Origin of the sequence: Natronobiforma cellulositropha (genome assembly GCF_025629245.1) — an archaeon.
Lineage (GTDB): Archaea > Halobacteriota > Halobacteria > Halobacteriales > Natrialbaceae > Natronobiforma > Natronobiforma cellulositropha.
Map to the genome: position 1 here is coordinate 115,409 of NZ_JANZXN010000032.1, position 17,256 is coordinate 132,664.

Consider the following 17,256-nt stretch of genomic DNA (forward strand, 5'->3'; position numbering starts at 1 on the left):
GCCGCAATCGCCCTCCTCTGGAAAGTCGTAAGCGCGAGCGCGTCGGGTCCCGCAGAAATCGAGTACGACCCCATCGAGTGACCGGGGAGTGAGTTTTCCGAACACCTTACCCGCTCGACGCCGTACGCCGCTCTATGTACGGCGTCGTGACGCGCAACGCTGCTGAACTGACCTGGGGGGAGTTCGATCGCGGATTCTACGAAGTCAAAGACGTCACCGGCCGGTCGGCGACCCCCCAGCCCGAGGCGGTGAACATGGTCTCCTGTTTCGGCGACAACGCCGCCGTTGACGCCGACCCGTCGCTCGCGGCCCGCTCGGATATCGGCGCTCCCGCCACGCGCGAGCGACCGTGCTTCGACTGGGCGAGCGTCTGCCCGAGTCGCCCCGAGTACCAGGAGGGACTCCTCGAGATCGTCGACGACTGCGTCGACGTGAACCCCGACGTTCGCCTCGACGACGTCGGATTTCCGCGCGCCGAGTACTGCCACTGTGAGACCTGCCAGGATCAGTTCGCCCGGAGCGAGACGGACGACTGGCTCGAGTGGCGTGCGGATGTCGTCACCGACTTCCTCGAGCGGGCGACCGCTCGCATTCCGGGGCGTGTCTACCTGACGCTCCACCCGGACCCGTACCCGGGCCACCTCTACGAGCGCTCGGGACTCGACCTCGAGCGGATCGAGGCGCTGGTCGACGAGTTCGTGATCCCGCTCTACGATCTGGCCTACGCGACGACCTACTGGCTCGAGGTGATCGCGAGTGGCTTCCAGAGCGCACTCGAGACGCCGTTCAGCGTCGAACTGTACGCGGTCGACGTCGACATCGACGACCTCATCCACGCCACCGAGGTCGCCGCGGCCTACGGCGAGGGCGTCCTCTTCGGCTACGACGCGAGCAACGCCCGGGCGGCCCTGCGCCGACTCCGTGCCGACGGTAGATCCGGGGTCTCACACGGCCAGCCGGACTCGTCTCACTGAACCCCGTCTCGAGCCGGCCGGCCAATCGCCGCTTTCTCGAGGTAGTGATCGATTGGTCCGGCCGATTACCGGGAACTCGCCGCACGTCTCGGCCGTCGAGGCGGGCCGGTGGTCACCGACCGAACCCTTTCGACGTCTAGTGGGCGCTGTCGTCGCAACCAACCCATCCTTTTATACGGTTCTCGGTGGCCCGCCTGTACACTCGAGGAGCCGCCTCGTGAGAGATACCATGACAGAGAGAGAGAACCCACCGAGAGGACAGCAGCAGATGCCCGCGATGTCAGGACGATTGTTCGCCGACGCGATCGAATTACAGCGCGACGCGGCCCACCTCACGATCAACGCGCTCGAGTGGCAGCGCACAGTGCAAGCCCAGGGGATGTCGGTCGCTCACGCGATGGTCCAGTCGTACGCCCAGGGACTCGAGGCGATGCGCTCGCCGATGCGAGAAGCGCTCGAGGAAGGAGCGGAGGCCGCTGTGAGTGGCACCGAAGCGAGGACGGCCTACGCGAACGAACCGTCCTTGCCACCGGACCAGCAGACTGGCCAGTGGGTGCGACGCGAGTCCTCGATGGGTGGCCGGCGGCCACGACAGCGCAGTGAGCACGACCGGCCCACACGAGCGAGTGAGCAGTCGTCGACGGCCGCCGACCGTTCTGATTCACCGGCCGAACGGCCGAGCGTTCGGGCGACCCCCGAGGTCGAGGGCCGCCCGCACGAGACAGACGCCGGTGACCGCAGCCTCGATGTCGACAAACGAAGCGACGACGGTTCGGACGAGGGCGGCATCGACACGGGTGACGACACCGAGGGACTCTCGGCTGACGCGGACGAGGAGACCTCGGAGTGACCGCTGCGGTCGCCAGTCCCGGGTGACCGTCGGGTCGTGTGACAGAGAGTATCTTTTTCACTGTACAATCATTTTTCTCGACTAATCGGTCCGGTTAATACGTCGCACCCGCTTCGACTCCGTACGGTATCGTAAACCGTCACGGTTTACGTCAGAAGGGGGGACACCGATGGGGATTCGAAGATACATCACCGACGAATACGACGACCGGTTAGCCGAGTACGTTGCCGCACAGCCCGAGATTACACGGCCAGTCGCCGAACGACGGTTCGTCGAGACCTGCCGTCAACTCGAGGAGACGCTCAAAGACGACACGCCGCCCGCGGTCATCCGGCGACTGGCGTTTCACCAGCTCGAGTGGCACCCGCCGACCGACGCGTCCGACGACCCGGACGGATCGACCGACGACGACGGCCAGGGGTAGCTCTCGAAGCCACCCGCTGCCCGCGGCTGTTTCCATCTTTCGTCCAGTTCCGTCGTGAGCGAGCGCTGACTGCCCTCGCCGCCCTCGCTGCCGTTGCCGGCGCTCACCGATCGCGCCAAAAAACGTCAGGATAGTCGGAGCCGAGTTAGCCGAAGAGCTGGCCGAGACCCTCGCCGCTGGCCTCGTCGTCGTCATCGTCGTCGTCGTCCGTCGTGTCGGGAACGTCGCTGGTCTCTTCGACCTCCTCACCGTCGTCGTCGGCGGCCGCACCGGCACCCGCTGCACCTGCGGCGGCGGGGACGGCGGCGGCCTCGGCGACGGCCTCGTCGATGTCGACGTCCTCGAGTGCGGCGACGAGCGCCTTCACGCGGGACTCCTCGACGTCGACGCCAGCGGCTTCGAGCACGCCGGTGATGTTCTCTTCGTTGATCTCTTCGTCCGTCTCGTTCAGGATGAGTGCTGCGTAAACGTATTCCATTGTTCTAGTGGTGGGGTGTTATCCGAACATCGCGCCGAGACCTGCTGCACCGTCGTCATCGTCATCGTCGTCGTCGTCATCGTCGTCGTCGGCTGCGTCCTCGGATTGGGACTGGTCGTCAGTCGATTCCTCAGTTGTGTCCGGGCTCGAGGCAGGTGCCTCGATACCCTGAAGCTCCTCCGGAAGGGCCTCCTCGTCGTCGATCTGCGCGGCCAGCGCACGAAGCTGTGCGTCGGCTTTGCTCACGAGATCGCCGGCGAGGTCGGGTGCCTCGATGGCTGCCTGCAGGCCGAGACTCTTCGCCTCTGCGGTCGCTTTGGCGATGATCGTCGGCGCAGTCGCCGCCGTCGGGTAGCTCGCGTTGATCGAGAGGTTGCGCGCGCCAGCGACGGCCGCGGCCACGTCGCTCTCGTATGCCTCGACGTCGATGTCGAGGTCCTCGGGGTCGAAGAGGACACCGTCTGAGTAGACGGCACGGAGGTCGAGTCCGACCTCCTTGGGTTCGATCTCGAGTTCGTTGAGGACGTTCGCGAGTTGCGCGGAGACCTCCTCACCGGCGTCGAGAACCTGCGAGTCCTCCATGACCTTGATCGAGCCATCGTCGATGCGGGCGTTCGCACCGACCTGCTGGAGTTCGCCGACGAACGGGCCGGGATCGACCCCGGTGTCACCCTCGGGGATGACGATGTCGTTCGGGGCGACCTCACCGGCACCGATCGGTGCGGGCGTCTTCGAGGCCTCGAGTTCCTTGTAGAGCGCGAACGGGTTGTCGTTCGTCACGATCAGGCCGACCTGCCCGTCGATGTGCCCGACGAGTTCGTCTAAGTCGGCGCCGGCCTCCTCGACCGCTCGCGTCTGCAGCGTGTTGCGGCTGACGCGGAGCGTCGCTTTCCCGTGTAAATCGCGGCGCATCGCCTGGAGCTGTTTACTCGGAATGCCGGTGATACCGACGACACCGACGCTCTCGTGGTCTTCGATGAGCGCCGCGAGCGCGTCGATCTCCTCGCTCTTCCAGGCCGGACGGTTCTCGGTCTTGCGTTCGGCTTCGGCGCTCATCTCAAGCCACCTCCACGGATGGACCCATCGTCGTCTTCACGTAGACGGAGTCGATGTTCTGTGGTCCCTTCTCGAGGTTCGCGTGCAGACGGCGGAGGATCACGTCGATATTGTCGGCGATGTCCTCTGCGCCCATGTCTTCTGCACCCACTCGCGTGTGGAACGTGCGTCGGTCGCGCGAGCGAACCTGCACGGTATTTTTCATTCGGTTGACCGTCTCGACGACATCGTCGTCGATGCTCAGTGGGTCCGGCATCTTCCCTCGCGGACCGAGGACGGTCCCGAGGTGCCGGGCGATATCTTGCATCATCGCCTCTTCGGCGATGAAGAAGTCCGTCTCGTCAGCCAAATCTTTGGCTGCGTCTGTGTCGTCACCCAGGTCGGCCAGATCAGCGCCAGAGAGGACTTCGTCCGCGACCTCTTCGGCGCGAACTGCTGTCTCGCCCTCTGCGAAGACGATGATCGTTGTCTCTTGGCCGGTCCCGGACGGCAACACGACGGACTCGTCGACACGGTTCGACGGTTCGTTAAGGTCTAAATCACGCAGGTTGATCGCGAGGTCCACCGTTTCGCGGAAGTTCCGCTCGGGTGCGTCCTCGAGAGCGCGCGTGACTGCTGTTTGGATGTCCGTATCTGCCATCGTTCACCTCCGTAGTACGCAGGGTAGTGCTCCTACGGGTCAGTGAAACAGGCATCCGCCTGTCTCCCTCGAAGAAAGTGGGATGGCGGACTTAAACCCGTCGAAGCACTCGCCACACCGAGTCTCGGTCGGCCGACTCCACCCCTGTGTCGCGCTCACGAGTCGACCCCTCCCCCGTCTGCGACATTCGGGCTATTTACACGATGTTTCACTAAGTGCAACCATAACTTATCGCCTTTGGACTCGAGGACGAATTTATCTCAGTATCGAAAGCTACATTTAACTCCGGGTAGATGAATATTGCATGCGAGTATACAGTCACGGAGGTGAGACAGCGTGATCGACGTGACACCGCTCGTCACCAAACTGGGAATCCTCGAGTTCGTCGTGGGTCTCGAACCGCTCGAGCGATCGATGTTCTTCGGGGTGACGACCATCGTCCTCGGCGTGGTCGTCCTCGGCCTGCTCACGGAGTACGCGACCACCGTGGTCAAGACCACCCAGCGCAGCCCCGTCATCTCCTTTCTCGTCGGCGTCCCGACGGCGCTCGTCCTCGTCTCGCTCGTCTACGTCGGCCAGCTACTCGCAGCCTCGCGACTCGGCATCTTCTTCGCCATCCCGCTGATCGCCGCCGCCGCGATTCCGCTCGTCGTCTGGACGGCGATGGGGTTCGTCTCCCTCGGTGGCTTCTTCGCACGCCGACTCGGACTCGAGGGTCTCTGGATCTGGGTGCCGGTCGGCGGCGCGCTCTGTAGTCTGTTCGCGCTCTACCTGCCGGTGGGCCTGGCCATCGCGTCGGTCGCCGCCATCTTCGGCTCCGGTGCGGGCGCCCGGACGACCTTCAACGGTGGTCTCTCCGCTCCCGACGAGCGGGTCGTTCCGCCGGCGAACAAGACGTAGCCCCAGCGAGTGAGTCGCTCCACAACACCCTTGCCTCCCGGCGTCGACTGACTCACTCGATGGAGAGTTCGGCGGGCCAGTCCCCGACGGCGTCGCTCACCCCGCTTCACTGGGCCGCCATCGCGCTCGCGCTGCTCAGTGGCGCGATTCACCTCGTCCTCGGCGTCGAGTTCCTCCCACACTGGATGGGTGGTGCCTTCCTCCTCGCCGCAGGCGGCTTCTTCGGCGGCGTCACCCTGGTCCTCCTCGACGTCCGTCGTCGCCTCCTCTCCCTCCTCGGCATCCCGTTTACGGCCGGCCAACTGCTCTTCTGGTACCTCCTCAACCGTCCGGTACTCGAGGATCCCTCTCCCATCGGCGTTCTGGACAAACTCGCACAGGTCCTCCTGATCGCCGCGCTCGCCGTCCTCTACACCCGTGAGTCGTGACACCGCGACCGACCGGCGTCCCGACGCGGCGAGGGAATCCCGCCCTGCCGCCCGCTCGAGTGACGTGCGGTGTGTCGTCGCTCGATCCGGAGTCGTCCTCGGCGTCCCCACCACCCTGGTGCTCGCCGCGCTCGCGCTTCGTGGCCCGTCGCTCCCCTGGCGGTTTCACGCGGCCGTCGTCTGCGTCGTCCTCGGCGGCGTCCTCGTCGTTCACCGGGCGACCGTCACGAGTACGCGACTCGCGGGTCCACAACGGCTCACGCTGGCGACGGTGCTCACGCTCTCTCGAGCGCTGGCGCTCGCGTTTTTCGCGGGCCTGACCGTCGTTGGGCCGGCCGGTCGGGGTACGTGGGTCGCGGCGGGGCTGTTCGCGTTCGCCGTCGTTCTCGACGCGGCCGACGGAGCGCTCGCGCGTGCCATCGGCGCTACGACGGCCCTCGGTGCACGCGTCGACGCGGAGGTCGACGGGGCGACGGTGCTCCTCGGGTCGGTCTACGCGGTCGCCGTCGGTGGGGCACCGGCTATCTTCCTCGCCGTCGGACTCGCCAGGTACGCGTTCGTCCTCGCCTGCTGGTGGCGAACGGTTCGCGACAACCCCGTCTCCGACCTGCCGCCGAGTCGGCGCAGACGCGTACTCGGCAGCGCGGCGATGGCCGTCTGTGTTCTCGCCGTACTTCCCGTCGTCGCCCCGCGAATCTCCTGGCTGCTCGCCGCGGCCGTGACCCCGCCGTTTCTCGTCGGCTTCGCCGCCGACTACCTGTCGGTCTCCCGCCGTCGCTGAGACGACGGCCAACGACCAAGTGGACGGCCGTCGACGCTCTCGACGTGCTCGCCCTCGAACCGCTCTCGCCGACTCGAGCCAGGTCTCCTCGTGGTCCCCGCAGCAGTCGCCCTCCGGCCCGGTACCGCCGGGTCGTCCGCCGACGGCCGCGGTGGCCGTGGACGCAACGCCAGCGATGACGGCGAGACGGCTCTCGTTCGTCGCACCCGGGGAGGTCACCGTCGAGACCGGTCCGGCTCCCGACCCCGGCCGCGGTGAGCTCCTCGTCGAGACGGCCTACTCCGCGATCAGCTCCGGCACCGAGCGCCTCGTCTACCGCGGCGAGGCACCCGCGGACCTCGCGGCCGACGAGACCATCGACGCGCTCTCCGGCTCGCTCGAGTTCCCGCTCTCGTACGGCTACGCTGCGGCGGGAACCGTCGTCGCCGTCGGTGACGAGGTCCCAGAGGAGTGGCTCGAGCGTCGGGTCTTCGCGTACAACCCCCACGAGAGCCACTTCCTGGCGAGTCCCGACGACGTCCTCGAGATTCCACCCGACGTCTCGCTCCGCGAGGCGACGCTGCTCGCGACCGTCGAGACCGCGCTCACGTTCGTCCTCGACGGCGAACCGGTCATCGGCGAGCGCGTCGCCGTCTTCGGGCAGGGCGTCGTCGGACTCCTGACGAGTGCGTTGCTCGCCCGGTCGCCGCTCGAGGCGCTCGTCGCCGTCGAGGACCTCCCGCGCCGGCGCGACCTCGCCGCCGACCTGGGTGCCGACCGCGCACTCCCGCCGGCGGACGCGCCGGCGGCGTTTCGCGAGGCGACGGGCGAACGCGCCGACCTCGTCTACGAACTCTCCGGCTGTCCGTCGGCGCTCGACGACGCGGTCGAAACCGCCGGGTTCGGCGGCCGGGTGGTCGTCGGCTCCTGGTACGGCACCAACCCGGTCACGCTCGACCTCGGCGGGCGCTTTCACCGCGAGCGCATTCGGCTCGTGAGCAGCCAGGTGAGCACCATCGCGCCACGACACCGGGGGCGGTTCTCGCGCGACCGTCGACACGACCTCGCCTGGACGTGGCTCTCACGGCTCACCCTCGAGGACCTGTTCACGCACGAACTCCCGCTCGAGGACGCACAGACGGCCTACCGAACGCTCGAGGAGCGCCCGAACGAGGCGGTGCAGGTGGTGTTCGACTACGGCTGACGGCGCGGCCGACTCCGGCGTACGCGCTGTGAGTGTGTCGGCGGTCACCTGCGGTCTCAGCGCCTGCAGTCGAGAGTCGGGTACTTACCCGCTGGCGGGTGTCGACACAGCTATGTACTCGGTGTCGCTCTCGCGGTCGTTCACCGCGAGCCACGCCCTGACCGTTCCCGACCCGGGTCCCGAAGGCGACCTCCACGACCACCGTTACACCGTGGAGACGACGCTCTCCGGCCCGACGCTCGACGAGTACGGCTATCTCGTCGACATCGATCACCTCGCGGCCGCGCTCGACGAACTCGTCGACGCCCACCGGGGGCGCGTCCTCAACGACGACCCCGCCTTCGGGGACGAGAACCCGAGCGTCGAACACTTCGCCCGGATCTTCGGCGACCGACTGCTCGAGCGACTCGACCCGGTGCCCGCCACGTCGCTCCGGGTGTCGATGCGCGAAGACGACCTCGCCTGGGTCGCTCACGAGCGCGACCTCTGACATGGAGGCGTCGACGCCGAGCGGCCGCGCCGACGGACTCTCACTCGGCCTGGTCGTCCCCGGACCGCTCGAGACGCGCTCCGGCGGCTACCGTTACGACCGCCAGCTCGTCTCACAGCTCCGCGCCCGCGGCGACGCTGTCGAAGTGATCGACCTCTCGCGCTACGACGCCGGACCCGAGACCGCGTCCGCTGGTGAGACACTCCCGCGAGCGCTCGAGCACCGCCTGAACCGCCCGTTCGACGCCCTCGTCCAGGACGAACTGTGTGCGCCGACGCTGGGGTGGCTCAATCCACACCTCGAGCGCCCGCACGCGCTCGTCGCGCTCGTCCACCACCTCCGGTCGGCGGCGGCCGCCGTCCCCGGAGGCGACCTCCTCGAGACCGAACGGCGCTACCTCGAGTCGGTCGACGCCACCGTCTGCGTCAGCGAGGCGACGCGCCGATGTGTCGAGGCGTACGTCTCGCGGCCGACGCTCGTCGCCCCACCGGGCGGTCGGGTCGGGTCGCGGGCGACGTCTCGAGCGGCCGTAGCCGCGCGGGCGACCGACGACCCGCTCCGACTCCTCTTCGTCGGGGCCCTCCTCCCCCGGAAAGGGGTGGTGACGCTCCTGGAGGGACTCCTCTCGCTCCGACGGCGGCTCGAGCCGGCGGCCGGCCGCCCCGGCCCGGTTCACCTCACTCTCGTCGGGGACCACCGACGCGACCCCGCCTACGCGCGCCGCGTCCTCGACTCCATCGACGCGTTCGGACTCGAGGCGGACGTGACCGTCACCGGCGAGGTCTCGAGTGCGCGCCTCGTGTCGCTCCTCTCGCGTGCCCACGTCCTCGTCGCCCCCTCACGCTACGAGGGCTTCGGGATGGTCGCCCTCGAAGCGATGGAACACGGCGTCGTCCCGGTTGTAAGCGCCGCTGGCGGTGCGCGTGAGCTCGTCGACGATGGGGAAAACGGGCTGCTCGTCCCGCCGGCGGACCCAGACGCGATCAGCGAACTCCTCGCGTGGCTCGCACGCGACCGGTCGCGACTCGCCCGACTCGGGGGTCGTGCGCTCGAGACCGCCGACGCCCACCCCGACTGGCCGGAGACTGCGGACGACGTTCGGTCGTTTCTCCGTTCGCTCGAGGTGGCCGACACCGGCCAGACCCGCCGTGATCCGTCGCTCGAGGAGGGCGAGCACCGGTGACTGGAGGAGTCTCTACGACGGCGTACCTGCTGGCGAAGCGGACCGTCGACGACCGGGCGCTCGACCGCCGGGTCCTCGAGCGCTTCGCGTCGGCGCTCGCCGACCGCCCAGACGGAGCGCCTGTTTCGATCCTCGAGGTCGGTGCCGGGCCGGGGACGATGGTCGCCCGCCTGGCCGCCCGTCGGTGTCTCCCGCCGTCGGTTTCCTACCGGGCGATCGATCGCGACCCCGACTGTATCGCGCTCGCTCGCGAGCGGCTTCCGCGGTGGCTCTCGACGGCCGGATACCGCGTCGAGTGGCGGGGTGACGACCTCCTCGTCGCCCGTGACGGGGAGCGAACGCTCGCGGTCACACTCGAGGTCGGGGACGCCTTCGCCGTCACCGACGAGGTAGATGCGGTCGTCTCTGGGGCGTTTCTCGACATCGTCGACCTCGCCTCGACGGTCGATCACTTCCGCGACGTGCTCGCCGACGGCGGCCTGGTCTACGCGCCGATCACGTTCGACGGCGAGACCGGGTTCGCCCCACGCGACCCACGCGACGAGCGCGTACTCACCGCCTACCACCGACACATGGACGCGGTCCGCGATGAACCGGGGAGCAGCCGTCGCGGCCGGGAGTTCCTCTTCGAGTGGCCCGCGGCCGGCGGGTCGGTGCTCGCCGCCGGCGGCGGGGACTGGATCGTCCGCCCGCTCGAGACCTATCCACCCGACGCGACGCCCGACGGGGCGCGCGGCTACCCCGCCGACGAGGCGCGCGTCCTCGAGTACCTCCTCGAGACGGTCGAGGGCGCGCTCGCGGACTACCCGCCGTCGGTCGTCGATCCGACTGTGTACGAGCGCTGGCTCGGCCGCCGTCGCGCCGAACTCGAGCGCGCCGAACTCGTCTTCGTCGCGCACAACCTCGACGTGCTGGCGCGCGTCTGAGAGCGCGGTCGGCCCCGCGACGCTCCGAACGCTCGTGGGCCGGGTTCGCTGTGCGTGGAACGTGGCTGTGGGGTTATCCGGGTCGGCGTGGTAGAGCGGCCGATATGTGGCTCGTCGTCCTCCCGGCGGTCTTCGCGGTGTGTCTCGCCGCGGTTCACGTCGTCGTCGGCCGCCTGCAACTCGTCGAGACCGTCCCGCGAAGCGGCTGGCTCTCGTTCGCCGGCGGTGCGTCGGTCGCCTACGTCTTCGTCCACCTCCTGCCCGAAGTCGGCGTCGCAGCCCGGACGGCCACCGAGAGTCCGCTGCTCCCCATCGTCACCCTCGAGCGCCACGTCTACGTCGTCTCGCTCTGTGGCTTCGTCGCCTTCTACGGACTCGAGTGGTACGCGACGACCCGGCCGCCGGAAACGTCGGCTGGCCGCTCGAGTGTCGACGCAGCCTCCGGTGACGACGAGACCGTGGGGTCAGCAGCGATGCACTTCTGGATCCACATCGGTGTGTTCGCGGCGTACAACGCGCTCATCGGCTACCTGCTGGTCCACCAGGAAGAGCCAAGCGTCACCGGACTCTCGCTGTTCGCACTCGCCATGGGGCTGCACCTGTTCGTCAACGACTTCGGGCTGTACGACCACTACGGGGCGGCTTACGACGAGGTGGGGCGCTGGCTCCTCGCGGCCGTCGTGCTCGCCGGCACGGCGGTCGGATACGCGACGCACATCGACGACGCGCTGCTCTCGCTGCCGCTGGCGTTTCTCGCCGGTGCCGTCGTCCTCAACGTGATCAAAGAGGAGTTGCCCGAGGAACGCGAGAGTCGCTTCCCGGCGTTTCTCGCCGGAGCGGCCGGCTACACGGCCGTGTTACTGCTGCTGTAAAACGACGCGTTGGCGTGAGCCGATTACGCCGCCGCTTCCTCGAGGAGGACGTCGTCGTACTCGCCGCCGTCGACCTGCTCTTTGAACTCGCGTGCGTCGACGCCCTCGATGGTGACGCCCATCGACGCGCAGGTGCCGACGACTTCCTTCGCCGCGTTCTTCGCGTCGTAGGCGAGGAGGTCGGGGAGTTTCTGCTCGGCGATCTTCTTGACCTGCTCGATCGAGAGGTCGGCGACGAAGTCCTTCTGGGGCTCGCCAGAGCCGGTGTCGAAGCCCGCCTCGTCTTTGACGAGGGCGGCCGTCGGCGGCACGCCGACTTCGATCTCGTAGGAGCCGTCGTCTTCGTACTCGACGGTGACGGGCACCTCGGTGCCGTCGAACGCTGCGGTCTGCTCGTTGATGTCGCTGACGACCGCCTGTACGTCGACGGGCGTCGGTCCGAGCTCTGGACCGAGCGGTGGGCCAGGGTTGGCCTGTCCGCCCGGAACGAGCACTTCGATTGTTCCAGCCATACCTCACAGAACCCGCGGACGAGTTTTAAGGATTGTCTTTTCGGGGCCACGAAGTCGTGTGTGCGAGTGTCACGGGCGGCCGCCGCTCGAGTCCACGCCGGTTCACTCGAGTGCCTCCGCTCGCCACGTCGCGAACGACTCGAGCACGTGTGACTCCTCGAAGCGTTCGATACAGGGGACCTCGTAGGGGTGAATCTCCTCGACGCGCGCGACGAGGTCGTCGTAGGCGTCGTCGCTCGTCTTCACGAGGAGAATCTCCTCCTCGTCGTGGACGACCTCGCCGTCCCACCGGTAGCTCGAGCGGGTCTCGATGCGGTTGACGCAGGCGGCGAGGCGCTCCTCGAGCAGCGTCTCGACGACGTCCGTTGCGGCCGTCGGCGGGACCGTGATGAACACCGTTGGCATGCGCTCTCTAGTGCGGTCGTCCCAGAAAGCACTCCCGGTCTCTCCGCGTGCTCGTCACTCGGTCGCTGTCGTCCGTCTCAGTGGCCGTTGAGTGGGTTGAACGTCCCGTTGATGTCCCACTCGTGGATGCAGTGTGGATTACCCGCGAGTTTCTCGCCGTCTTCGGTTACGATCTGCCACGCACCTGCGTCCTCGTCCCACCGCTCGCGTCGGCCGCACTGCTCGCACTCTCGTGCGGTCGGTCTCTTCACTTGTACGCTCATTAGCAGAGGTATGTGAACTCAAAGCATATAACCGTACCCATGTCCGCCATCCCTTGACACAGTTTTCTATTAACAATCGTTGCAATTATGGGGTTCGTAGAGTATTTCACAGATCGCCTACCGCGTCGAGCCTTCTCGACGTGAGACGTGTCGTAGTGGATGATCGATCGAGTTCACAACGATTTTCCCGACGTGTGTCCAACGGAGACCGATGGCTGTGGCAACGCTCGAGCGAATCTGCTGTTACCCAGTAAAGTCACTCGATCCGATCTCAGTCGATGTGGCCGCGCTCACGACAGGTGGCGGTCTCGAGTGGGACCGACGCTACGCGATGGTCGACGCCGACGGCGAGTACGTCAACGGCAAACGCGAGCGGCGCGTCCACCGCCTGCGCTCGCGGGTCACCCCATCCGAGGCGACGGTGACGCTCTGTGAACGGGGCAGTGACGACGGCCGGACGTTTCACCTCGAAGACGACCGTGAGACTCTCACAGCGTGGCTCACGGAGTTCTTCGGCTACGAGGTCCGTCTCCGCAGCGACGACGACGGCGGCTTCCCCGACGACACCGAGGCGGCGGGACCGACCGTCATCTCGCAGGCGACGCTCGAGCGCGTCGCCTCGTGGTACGACGGCGTCGGCGCGCTCGAGATGCAGCGGCGGCTCCGGCCGAACCTCGTCGTCGGCGGCGTTGACGCCTTCTGGGAGGACCGCCTCTACGAGCGGCCCGGCCGGGTCGTCCCCTTCTCGGTCGGCGACGTGACGCTTCACGGCGTCAATCCGTGCCAACGGTGCGTCGTGCCGACGCGCGACCCGGACACTGGCGAGTCGACGCCGGGATTCAGAGAGCGCTTCCTCGAGCGCCGACGGGCGACGCTCCCGGCGTGGGCGACCGACGCCTGGTTCGACCACTACTTTCGGCTGATGGTGAACACGCGCGTTCCCTCTCCCTCCGGCGGCGTCCTCGCCGTCGGGGACGAGGTCTCCGTCGGCACCTCACGGCGCGATCCCTGCGCGTGACCGTCCGCTCGATATTCTACGCGGCCCGACACCGCTAATTTTCACTTCTGGTATTCAGGGCCAAACCTCCAAGAGGATTCCCTGTATTCGCGGGTGCATGGAATACGGTCTCGACATCGGAACGGGGGCGCTTCGATCGGCCCGAGACGTACCCGACGGGCCCGCACTCGTCGCCGAACCGCCGGTCTGTCTCGCGGTTTCGGGGGGCGAACTCGCGGACGCAGCGCTCGGTGAGGACGCACTGACGGTCGACGTCGACGGCGAGACGTACCTCCTCGGGAGCGACGCCGTGGCCGTCGCCGAGGACGACGCCGATCTCGAGTCGCTGCTCGAGACGGGCGTCCTTCGCACCGACGGCCACGTCCTGGCCGCGCTCGAAGCCCTCTTCGCGCGTCTTCTCGCGGACGGCGGGGACGAGACGTCCCTCTGTTATACGACCCCGGGGACGCTGATCGGCGACGACCGGCCGACGGACGCCCACCGGGAGACGCTCGAGCAGGCGTTCACCGCCCTCGAGTGCGACGCCACGCCGGTGAGCAAGGGCTACGCCGTCATCTACGACCAGCTAGCCGAGGACAACTTCACCGGTCTCGGCGTCTGCATCGAATCGCAGACGACGAGCGTCTCGCTCGCCTACTACGGCGTTCCGGTCCTCGCCTTCTCGCTCGCGCGCGGCAGCGAGTGGATCGTCGAGCGGGCCGCCGCCGAGACGGGTCACGCCCGCTCGCAGGTCGCGTCGGCGCTCGAGGAGTTCGCCCTCGACCCCGAGACCGCCTCGGGCGGTCTCGACAGCGCGCTGGCACAGGCGCACGACGACCTCGCCGAGGCGCTGGTCGACGCGATCATCGAGCAGGCCGACGAGACGGACCTCCAACAGAGCATCTCCGTCCCCGTCGCCGTCGCCGGTGACTGTGCGGTCGAGGGCATCGAGTTCCTCCTCGGTGGCCGCTTCGACGCGGCCGCCCTGCCCTTCTCCATCCGGGGTGTCAGACTCGCAGACGACCCCGCGGACGCGGCCGCCAGAGGGGCGCTCGCCGCCGCCCGCGACGACGTCGAGGCCTACGAAACCGTCACCTGGTCCGACGACGCGGCCGACGACGACCTGGACTCGCCGCTCGACGCCGACCTCTCGTTCGACGAGACGACGCTCGAGGAGCCGTCTCTCGAGTCGGCGGCCGGCACCGAAGACGCCGCTATCGACCGGCTGTTCGATCGGCTGGCGACCCGCGACGAAGAGGTCGAATCGGTCGCCGACGAGGTCGAAGACCTCCTCGCGAACCTCGAGTACGTCGAGGCGACGGCCGCCTCGGTCGACGACGTCGCGAGCATCGACGACCGCGTCGACGCGCTCGAGTCCGAGGTCGGGGCTCTCGACGGGTACATCGACGCGCTCTCGGAGGGGCTCGATGCGCTCGAGGAAGACCTCGCACCCGACCTCAGCGAGGCCGAAGCCAACATCGCAGCGCTCGAGGCAGACCTCGAGACCGTCGTTGGAGACGTCGACCACCTCGAGCGTGCCGACGCGGAGTTCGAGACGGACCTCGAGCGGCTGCAAGACCGGTTCGCCTCGCTCGGTGATCGGGTATCGATGCTCCAGGGCGACCTCGGTGAACTCGCCGAGAAGAGTGCGACCGACGCGGACCTCGAGGCGGTTCGCGCAGACGTCGGCTCGACCGAGGCCGAGGTGATCGTCCTCACGGAGGTCGTCGAGTCGGTCGAAGCGGACCTCGAGAAACTCGAGGGGCGCCTCGAGGACCGGACCGAACACGTCGATGCGGCACTCGAGGAGGGCGAGACGCGACTCGAGGCGCTGGCGGACGACCGGGACGCTCTGCGAGACGACCTGGACGCTTTGCAGGACGACCGAGACGCGCTCGTGGACGACCACGGGTCGTTGCGAGACGATCACGACTCGCTGGAAGAGAGGTACGAGTCGTTACGAGACGACCACGACTCGCTCGCCACGGATGCGGCGTCGGCCGACACCGTCGAGACGCTCGAGGCGGACCTCGAGGAACTCGAAACGACGTTCGAAGCGCATACGGCCGCGTTCGAAGACCTCGAAGCGACTGCCGCGACGACCGACGCGGTCGCGTCCGAGGTGGAGACACTCGAGGAGACGCTCACGGATCTCGAGCAACGGCTGGAAACGGCCGCCGCCGAGACGGCGGTCGCCGACCTCGAGACGGACCTCGAGGCGGTCGACGACGCGCTCGAGAGCGCTCGAGACGATCTGGAAACTCTCGAAGCGGAGCTCGGGACGGTCTCTGAGACGGCTTCGGACGCCACCGACGCCGCGGCGGCGGTCGACGGGCGGGTCGACGCGCTGGAGTCGACGGTCGCCGATTCGGCCGCCCTCGACGAACTCACCGGTCGAACGGAGGCACTCGAGGGCGACCTCGAGACCGTAGAAGAGACGCTCGCAGCGGACCTCGAGACGGTCCGCTCGGAGACCGACGCGCTCGCTGACTCGGTGGCGGACGTCGAAGAGCGCCTCGAGTCGACCACGGGACGACTCGACGACGCGGCGGCGCTCGAGGAGTCGGTGACGGACGCGATCGACCGCCTCGAGTCGGCCGAGGCGACGCTCGAAGCGGTCGACGACCGGGTCGATGCGATCGACGAGCGTCTCGAGTCGAGCGGCTCCGAGGGGACGGCGTCGGTCGACGAGGACGCACTCGCGGACCTGACGGACGACCTCGACGACGCGACCACCTCCATCTCGGCGGTCGAGTCCCAGCTCGGGACCCTCGAGTCGACCGTCGACGCGCTCACGGCGGACGAGAGCACGGATCGCATCGCCAACCTCGAGACCGAACTCGAGGGACTGGCGACGGAGGTCACGGACCTGCAGGACGCTCTCGAGGGAACATCCGACGACTCGGGGGCGCTCGCGGAGGTAGACGAGACCGTCTCGTCGCTCGAGATACGCCTCGACGACCTCGAGACCGAACTCGAAGCGGGAGTGGACGCGGACACCGGTGACGCCGTCGAAGCACTCGAAGCGGACCTCGCCGACCTCGAGGAGACGCTCACGACCCTCGCGACGGACGTCGAGGAGTTCGAGGAGCGTCCGGAGCCCGCGTCGGCGGAGGCGGTCACCGACCTCGAAGCGGCCGTCGAGGGACTCGAGGAGCGCCTCGACGAGGATCTCGAGCGTGACGAGGAGACGAGCGACCTCGAGGCGGAACTCGATTCGTTGCGGGCCGATCTCGAGGCGGTCCAGGCCGGTTCGGACCCTCACGCCGAAACCCCGGTTCGCGAGGCACCGGTGTCGACCGTGACGACGAACGTCCTCGCTGGCGGCGGCGGTGCTGGACTCGTCGCCGGCTCGACGCTCGCGTTCACCGGCTCGTCGGTGGGGCTGCCGGTCGTTATCGTCGGTGTCCTCCTGGTCGTCGCTGCCGTGGTCACGGCCGACGCCTGATCAGCGCTCGAGGATACCGTCGTCGGCGACGTTCGGCGCACCGACGACCAGCAGGCGACTCGGCTCGAGCGCCTCGAACTGGCGCCAGGACGACGGCGGGACGAGCAGGAACGCACCGGGCCGGATCTCGAGTACCTCGCGTTCGTCGTCGCGTTCGATCGTCACGTCGAAGTGCCCCTCCAGGACGACGTACAGTTCTTCTTGTTGCTCTTGTCGGTGGTAGACGTTCTTCTCGCCGGTTTCGTACTCCCAGACCGACGGGCGCATCTGCGCTGACTCGACGTCAGCATCGATCGCACGGCGCGTCGGTCCCTCGTCGAACGACTCCGTGTCGGCGTGCTCGAGCAGCGCCAGCGTGTACATACCGCACCCATCTCCGTCGGCGCAGAAAACGCACCACCCAGCACACGCGCCTGCGGTGTGTCGCTCCGCTGTACGCACCGACG

At 67.9% G+C, this 17,256-nt stretch carries 20 protein-coding genes; 13 read left to right on the forward strand and 7 right to left on the reverse strand.

The window, feature by feature from the left end; translation table 11 throughout:
• Positions 1-134 precede the first annotated feature (134 nt).
• The 3 genes from N0B15_RS15180 to N0B15_RS15190 all read left to right on the forward strand — a co-directional run bounded on the left by N0B15_RS15180 (position 135) and on the right by N0B15_RS15190 (position 2,248).
• A complete protein-coding gene (locus tag N0B15_RS15180) occupies positions 135-974 on the forward strand; it encodes a hypothetical protein (RefSeq protein ID WP_263020561.1) in 840 nt (279 codons plus the stop codon).
• Positions 975-1,251: 277 nt separating this feature from the next.
• Positions 1,252-1,824, forward strand: coding sequence for a hypothetical protein (locus N0B15_RS15185; RefSeq protein WP_263020562.1), 573 nt, complete (start codon positions 1,252-1,254; stop codon positions 1,822-1,824).
• 169 nt (positions 1,825-1,993) lie between these two features.
• Positions 1,994-2,248, forward strand: a complete 255-nt coding sequence (locus N0B15_RS15190; RefSeq protein ID WP_263020563.1) for a hypothetical protein — start codon at positions 1,994-1,996, stop codon at positions 2,246-2,248.
• A 145-nt stretch (positions 2,249-2,393) separates the two neighbouring features.
• On the opposite strand, the gene rpl12p is transcribed toward N0B15_RS15190, so the two are convergent.
• From rpl12p to N0B15_RS15205, 3 genes are read right to left on the reverse strand one after another with little or no spacing between them, the layout of a single operon-like run.
• Positions 2,394-2,726 (reverse strand): 50S ribosomal protein P1, encoded by a 333-nt coding sequence (gene rpl12p, locus N0B15_RS15195; RefSeq protein WP_263020564.1) that lies wholly within the window; start codon positions 2,724-2,726, stop codon positions 2,394-2,396.
• 18 nt (positions 2,727-2,744) lie between these two features.
• Entirely contained in the window at positions 2,745-3,782 is a 1,038-nt protein-coding gene (locus N0B15_RS15200) for a 50S ribosomal protein L10 (protein ID WP_263020565.1), read from the reverse strand.
• A 1-nt stretch (position 3,783) separates the two neighbouring features.
• The gene (locus N0B15_RS15205) at positions 3,784-4,422 is read right to left on the reverse strand and encodes a 50S ribosomal protein L1 (protein WP_263020566.1); all 639 of its coding nucleotides are present in this window, start codon (positions 4,420-4,422) and stop codon (positions 3,784-3,786) included.
• 336 nt (positions 4,423-4,758) lie between these two features.
• On the opposite strand from N0B15_RS15205, the gene N0B15_RS15210 reads away from it, so the two are divergent.
• The 8 genes from N0B15_RS15210 to N0B15_RS15245 all read left to right on the forward strand — a co-directional run bounded on the left by N0B15_RS15210 (position 4,759) and on the right by N0B15_RS15245 (position 11,185).
• Positions 4,759-5,322, forward strand: a complete 564-nt coding sequence (locus tag N0B15_RS15210; protein WP_263020567.1) for a hypothetical protein — start codon at positions 4,759-4,761, stop codon at positions 5,320-5,322.
• 59 nt (positions 5,323-5,381) lie between these two features.
• Entirely contained in the window at positions 5,382-5,750 is a 369-nt protein-coding gene (locus N0B15_RS15215) for a DUF7475 family protein (protein WP_263020568.1), read from the forward strand.
• A complete protein-coding gene (locus tag N0B15_RS15220) occupies positions 5,740-6,531 on the forward strand; it encodes a CDP-alcohol phosphatidyltransferase family protein (protein WP_263020569.1) in 792 nt (263 codons plus the stop codon). The genes N0B15_RS15215 and N0B15_RS15220 overlap by 11 nt, the downstream gene beginning before the upstream one ends.
• A gap of 175 nt (positions 6,532-6,706) precedes the next feature.
• A complete protein-coding gene (locus N0B15_RS15225; RefSeq protein WP_263020606.1) occupies positions 6,707-7,714 on the forward strand; it encodes a zinc-dependent alcohol dehydrogenase in 1,008 nt (335 codons plus the stop codon).
• Between the two features lie 112 nt (positions 7,715-7,826).
• Entirely contained in the window at positions 7,827-8,204 is a 378-nt protein-coding gene (locus N0B15_RS15230; protein ID WP_263020570.1) for a 6-pyruvoyl trahydropterin synthase family protein, read from the forward strand.
• 1 nt (position 8,205) lies between these two features.
• Complete coding sequence (locus N0B15_RS15235; RefSeq protein ID WP_263020571.1) at positions 8,206-9,387, forward strand: glycosyltransferase family 4 protein; 1,182 nt, start codon at positions 8,206-8,208, stop codon at positions 9,385-9,387.
• Positions 9,384-10,313 carry a class I SAM-dependent methyltransferase gene (locus N0B15_RS15240; protein WP_263020572.1) on the forward strand — a complete coding sequence of 310 codons (930 nt, stop codon included), beginning with the start codon at positions 9,384-9,386 and terminating at the stop codon, positions 10,311-10,313. Before N0B15_RS15235 ends, N0B15_RS15240 begins: the two co-directional genes overlap by 4 nt.
• A 104-nt stretch (positions 10,314-10,417) precedes the next feature.
• Positions 10,418-11,185 (forward strand): hypothetical protein, encoded by a 768-nt coding sequence (locus tag N0B15_RS15245; RefSeq protein ID WP_263020573.1) that lies wholly within the window; start codon positions 10,418-10,420, stop codon positions 11,183-11,185.
• Positions 11,186-11,208: 23 nt separating this feature from the next.
• On the opposite strand, the gene N0B15_RS15250 is transcribed toward N0B15_RS15245, so the two are convergent.
• The 3 genes from N0B15_RS15250 to N0B15_RS15260 all read right to left on the reverse strand — a co-directional run bounded on the left by N0B15_RS15250 (position 11,209) and on the right by N0B15_RS15260 (position 12,365).
• The gene (locus N0B15_RS15250) at positions 11,209-11,697 is read right to left on the reverse strand and encodes a 50S ribosomal protein L11 (RefSeq protein WP_263020574.1); all 489 of its coding nucleotides are present in this window, start codon (positions 11,695-11,697) and stop codon (positions 11,209-11,211) included.
• Positions 11,698-11,799: 102 nt separating this feature from the next.
• A complete protein-coding gene (gene cutA, locus N0B15_RS15255) occupies positions 11,800-12,102 on the reverse strand; it encodes a divalent-cation tolerance protein CutA (protein ID WP_263020575.1) in 303 nt (100 codons plus the stop codon).
• Positions 12,103-12,179: 77 nt separating this feature from the next.
• On the reverse strand, positions 12,180-12,365 hold the full coding sequence (locus N0B15_RS15260; protein ID WP_263020576.1) for an HEWD family protein: 186 nt from the start codon (positions 12,363-12,365) through the stop codon (positions 12,180-12,182).
• Between the two features lie 217 nt (positions 12,366-12,582).
• On the opposite strand from N0B15_RS15260, the gene N0B15_RS15265 reads away from it, so the two are divergent.
• On the forward strand, positions 12,583-13,383 hold the full coding sequence (locus N0B15_RS15265; protein ID WP_263020607.1) for an MOSC domain-containing protein: 801 nt from the start codon (positions 12,583-12,585) through the stop codon (positions 13,381-13,383).
• 97 nt (positions 13,384-13,480) lie between these two features.
• Entirely contained in the window at positions 13,481-16,810 is a 3,330-nt protein-coding gene (locus N0B15_RS15270; protein WP_263020577.1) for a disk-shape morphogenesis protein volactin, read from the forward strand.
• Here N0B15_RS15270 and N0B15_RS15275 read toward each other — a convergent pair whose 3' ends face one another.
• Positions 16,811-17,173: a cupin domain-containing protein gene (locus N0B15_RS15275; RefSeq protein WP_263020578.1), complete on the reverse strand. Its 363-nt coding sequence runs from the start codon at positions 17,171-17,173 to the stop codon at positions 16,811-16,813. It lies immediately after the preceding gene.
• Between the last annotated feature and the right edge of the window lie 83 nt (positions 17,174-17,256).

Excerpts from the sequence above, each read along its gene's own strand:
- N0B15_RS15270 (WP_263020577.1), top strand. The coding sequence starts at position 13,481 with ATGGAATACGGTCTCGACATCGGAACGGGGGCGCTTCGATCGGCCCGA.
- N0B15_RS15235 (WP_263020571.1), top strand. The coding sequence starts at position 8,206 with ATGGAGGCGTCGACGCCGAGCGGCCGCGCCGACGGACTCTCACTCGGC.
- N0B15_RS15245 (WP_263020573.1), top strand. The coding sequence starts at position 10,418 with ATGTGGCTCGTCGTCCTCCCGGCGGTCTTCGCGGTGTGTCTCGCCGCG.
- N0B15_RS15205 (WP_263020566.1), bottom strand. The coding sequence starts at position 4,422 with ATGGCAGATACGGACATCCAAACAGCAGTCACGCGCGCTCTCGAGGAC.
- N0B15_RS15180 (WP_263020561.1), top strand. The coding sequence starts at position 135 with ATGTACGGCGTCGTGACGCGCAACGCTGCTGAACTGACCTGGGGGGAG.
- N0B15_RS15190 (WP_263020563.1), top strand. The coding sequence starts at position 1,994 with ATGGGGATTCGAAGATACATCACCGACGAATACGACGACCGGTTAGCC.
- N0B15_RS15200 (WP_263020565.1), bottom strand. The coding sequence starts at position 3,782 with ATGAGCGCCGAAGCCGAACGCAAGACCGAGAACCGTCCGGCCTGGAAG.
- N0B15_RS15260 (WP_263020576.1), bottom strand. The coding sequence starts at position 12,365 with ATGAGCGTACAAGTGAAGAGACCGACCGCACGAGAGTGCGAGCAGTGC.
- N0B15_RS15215 (WP_263020568.1), top strand. The coding sequence starts at position 5,382 with ATGGAGAGTTCGGCGGGCCAGTCCCCGACGGCGTCGCTCACCCCGCTT.
- cutA (WP_263020575.1), bottom strand. The coding sequence starts at position 12,102 with ATGCCAACGGTGTTCATCACGGTCCCGCCGACGGCCGCAACGGACGTC.
- N0B15_RS15185 (WP_263020562.1), top strand. The coding sequence starts at position 1,252 with ATGTCAGGACGATTGTTCGCCGACGCGATCGAATTACAGCGCGACGCG.
- N0B15_RS15230 (WP_263020570.1), top strand. The coding sequence starts at position 7,827 with ATGTACTCGGTGTCGCTCTCGCGGTCGTTCACCGCGAGCCACGCCCTG.
- rpl12p (WP_263020564.1), bottom strand. The coding sequence starts at position 2,726 with ATGGAATACGTTTACGCAGCACTCATCCTGAACGAGACGGACGAAGAG.
- N0B15_RS15250 (WP_263020574.1), bottom strand. The coding sequence starts at position 11,697 with ATGGCTGGAACAATCGAAGTGCTCGTTCCGGGCGGACAGGCCAACCCT.
- N0B15_RS15275 (WP_263020578.1), bottom strand. The coding sequence starts at position 17,173 with ATGTACACGCTGGCGCTGCTCGAGCACGCCGACACGGAGTCGTTCGAC.
- N0B15_RS15225 (WP_263020606.1), top strand. The coding sequence starts at position 6,707 with ATGACGGCGAGACGGCTCTCGTTCGTCGCACCCGGGGAGGTCACCGTC.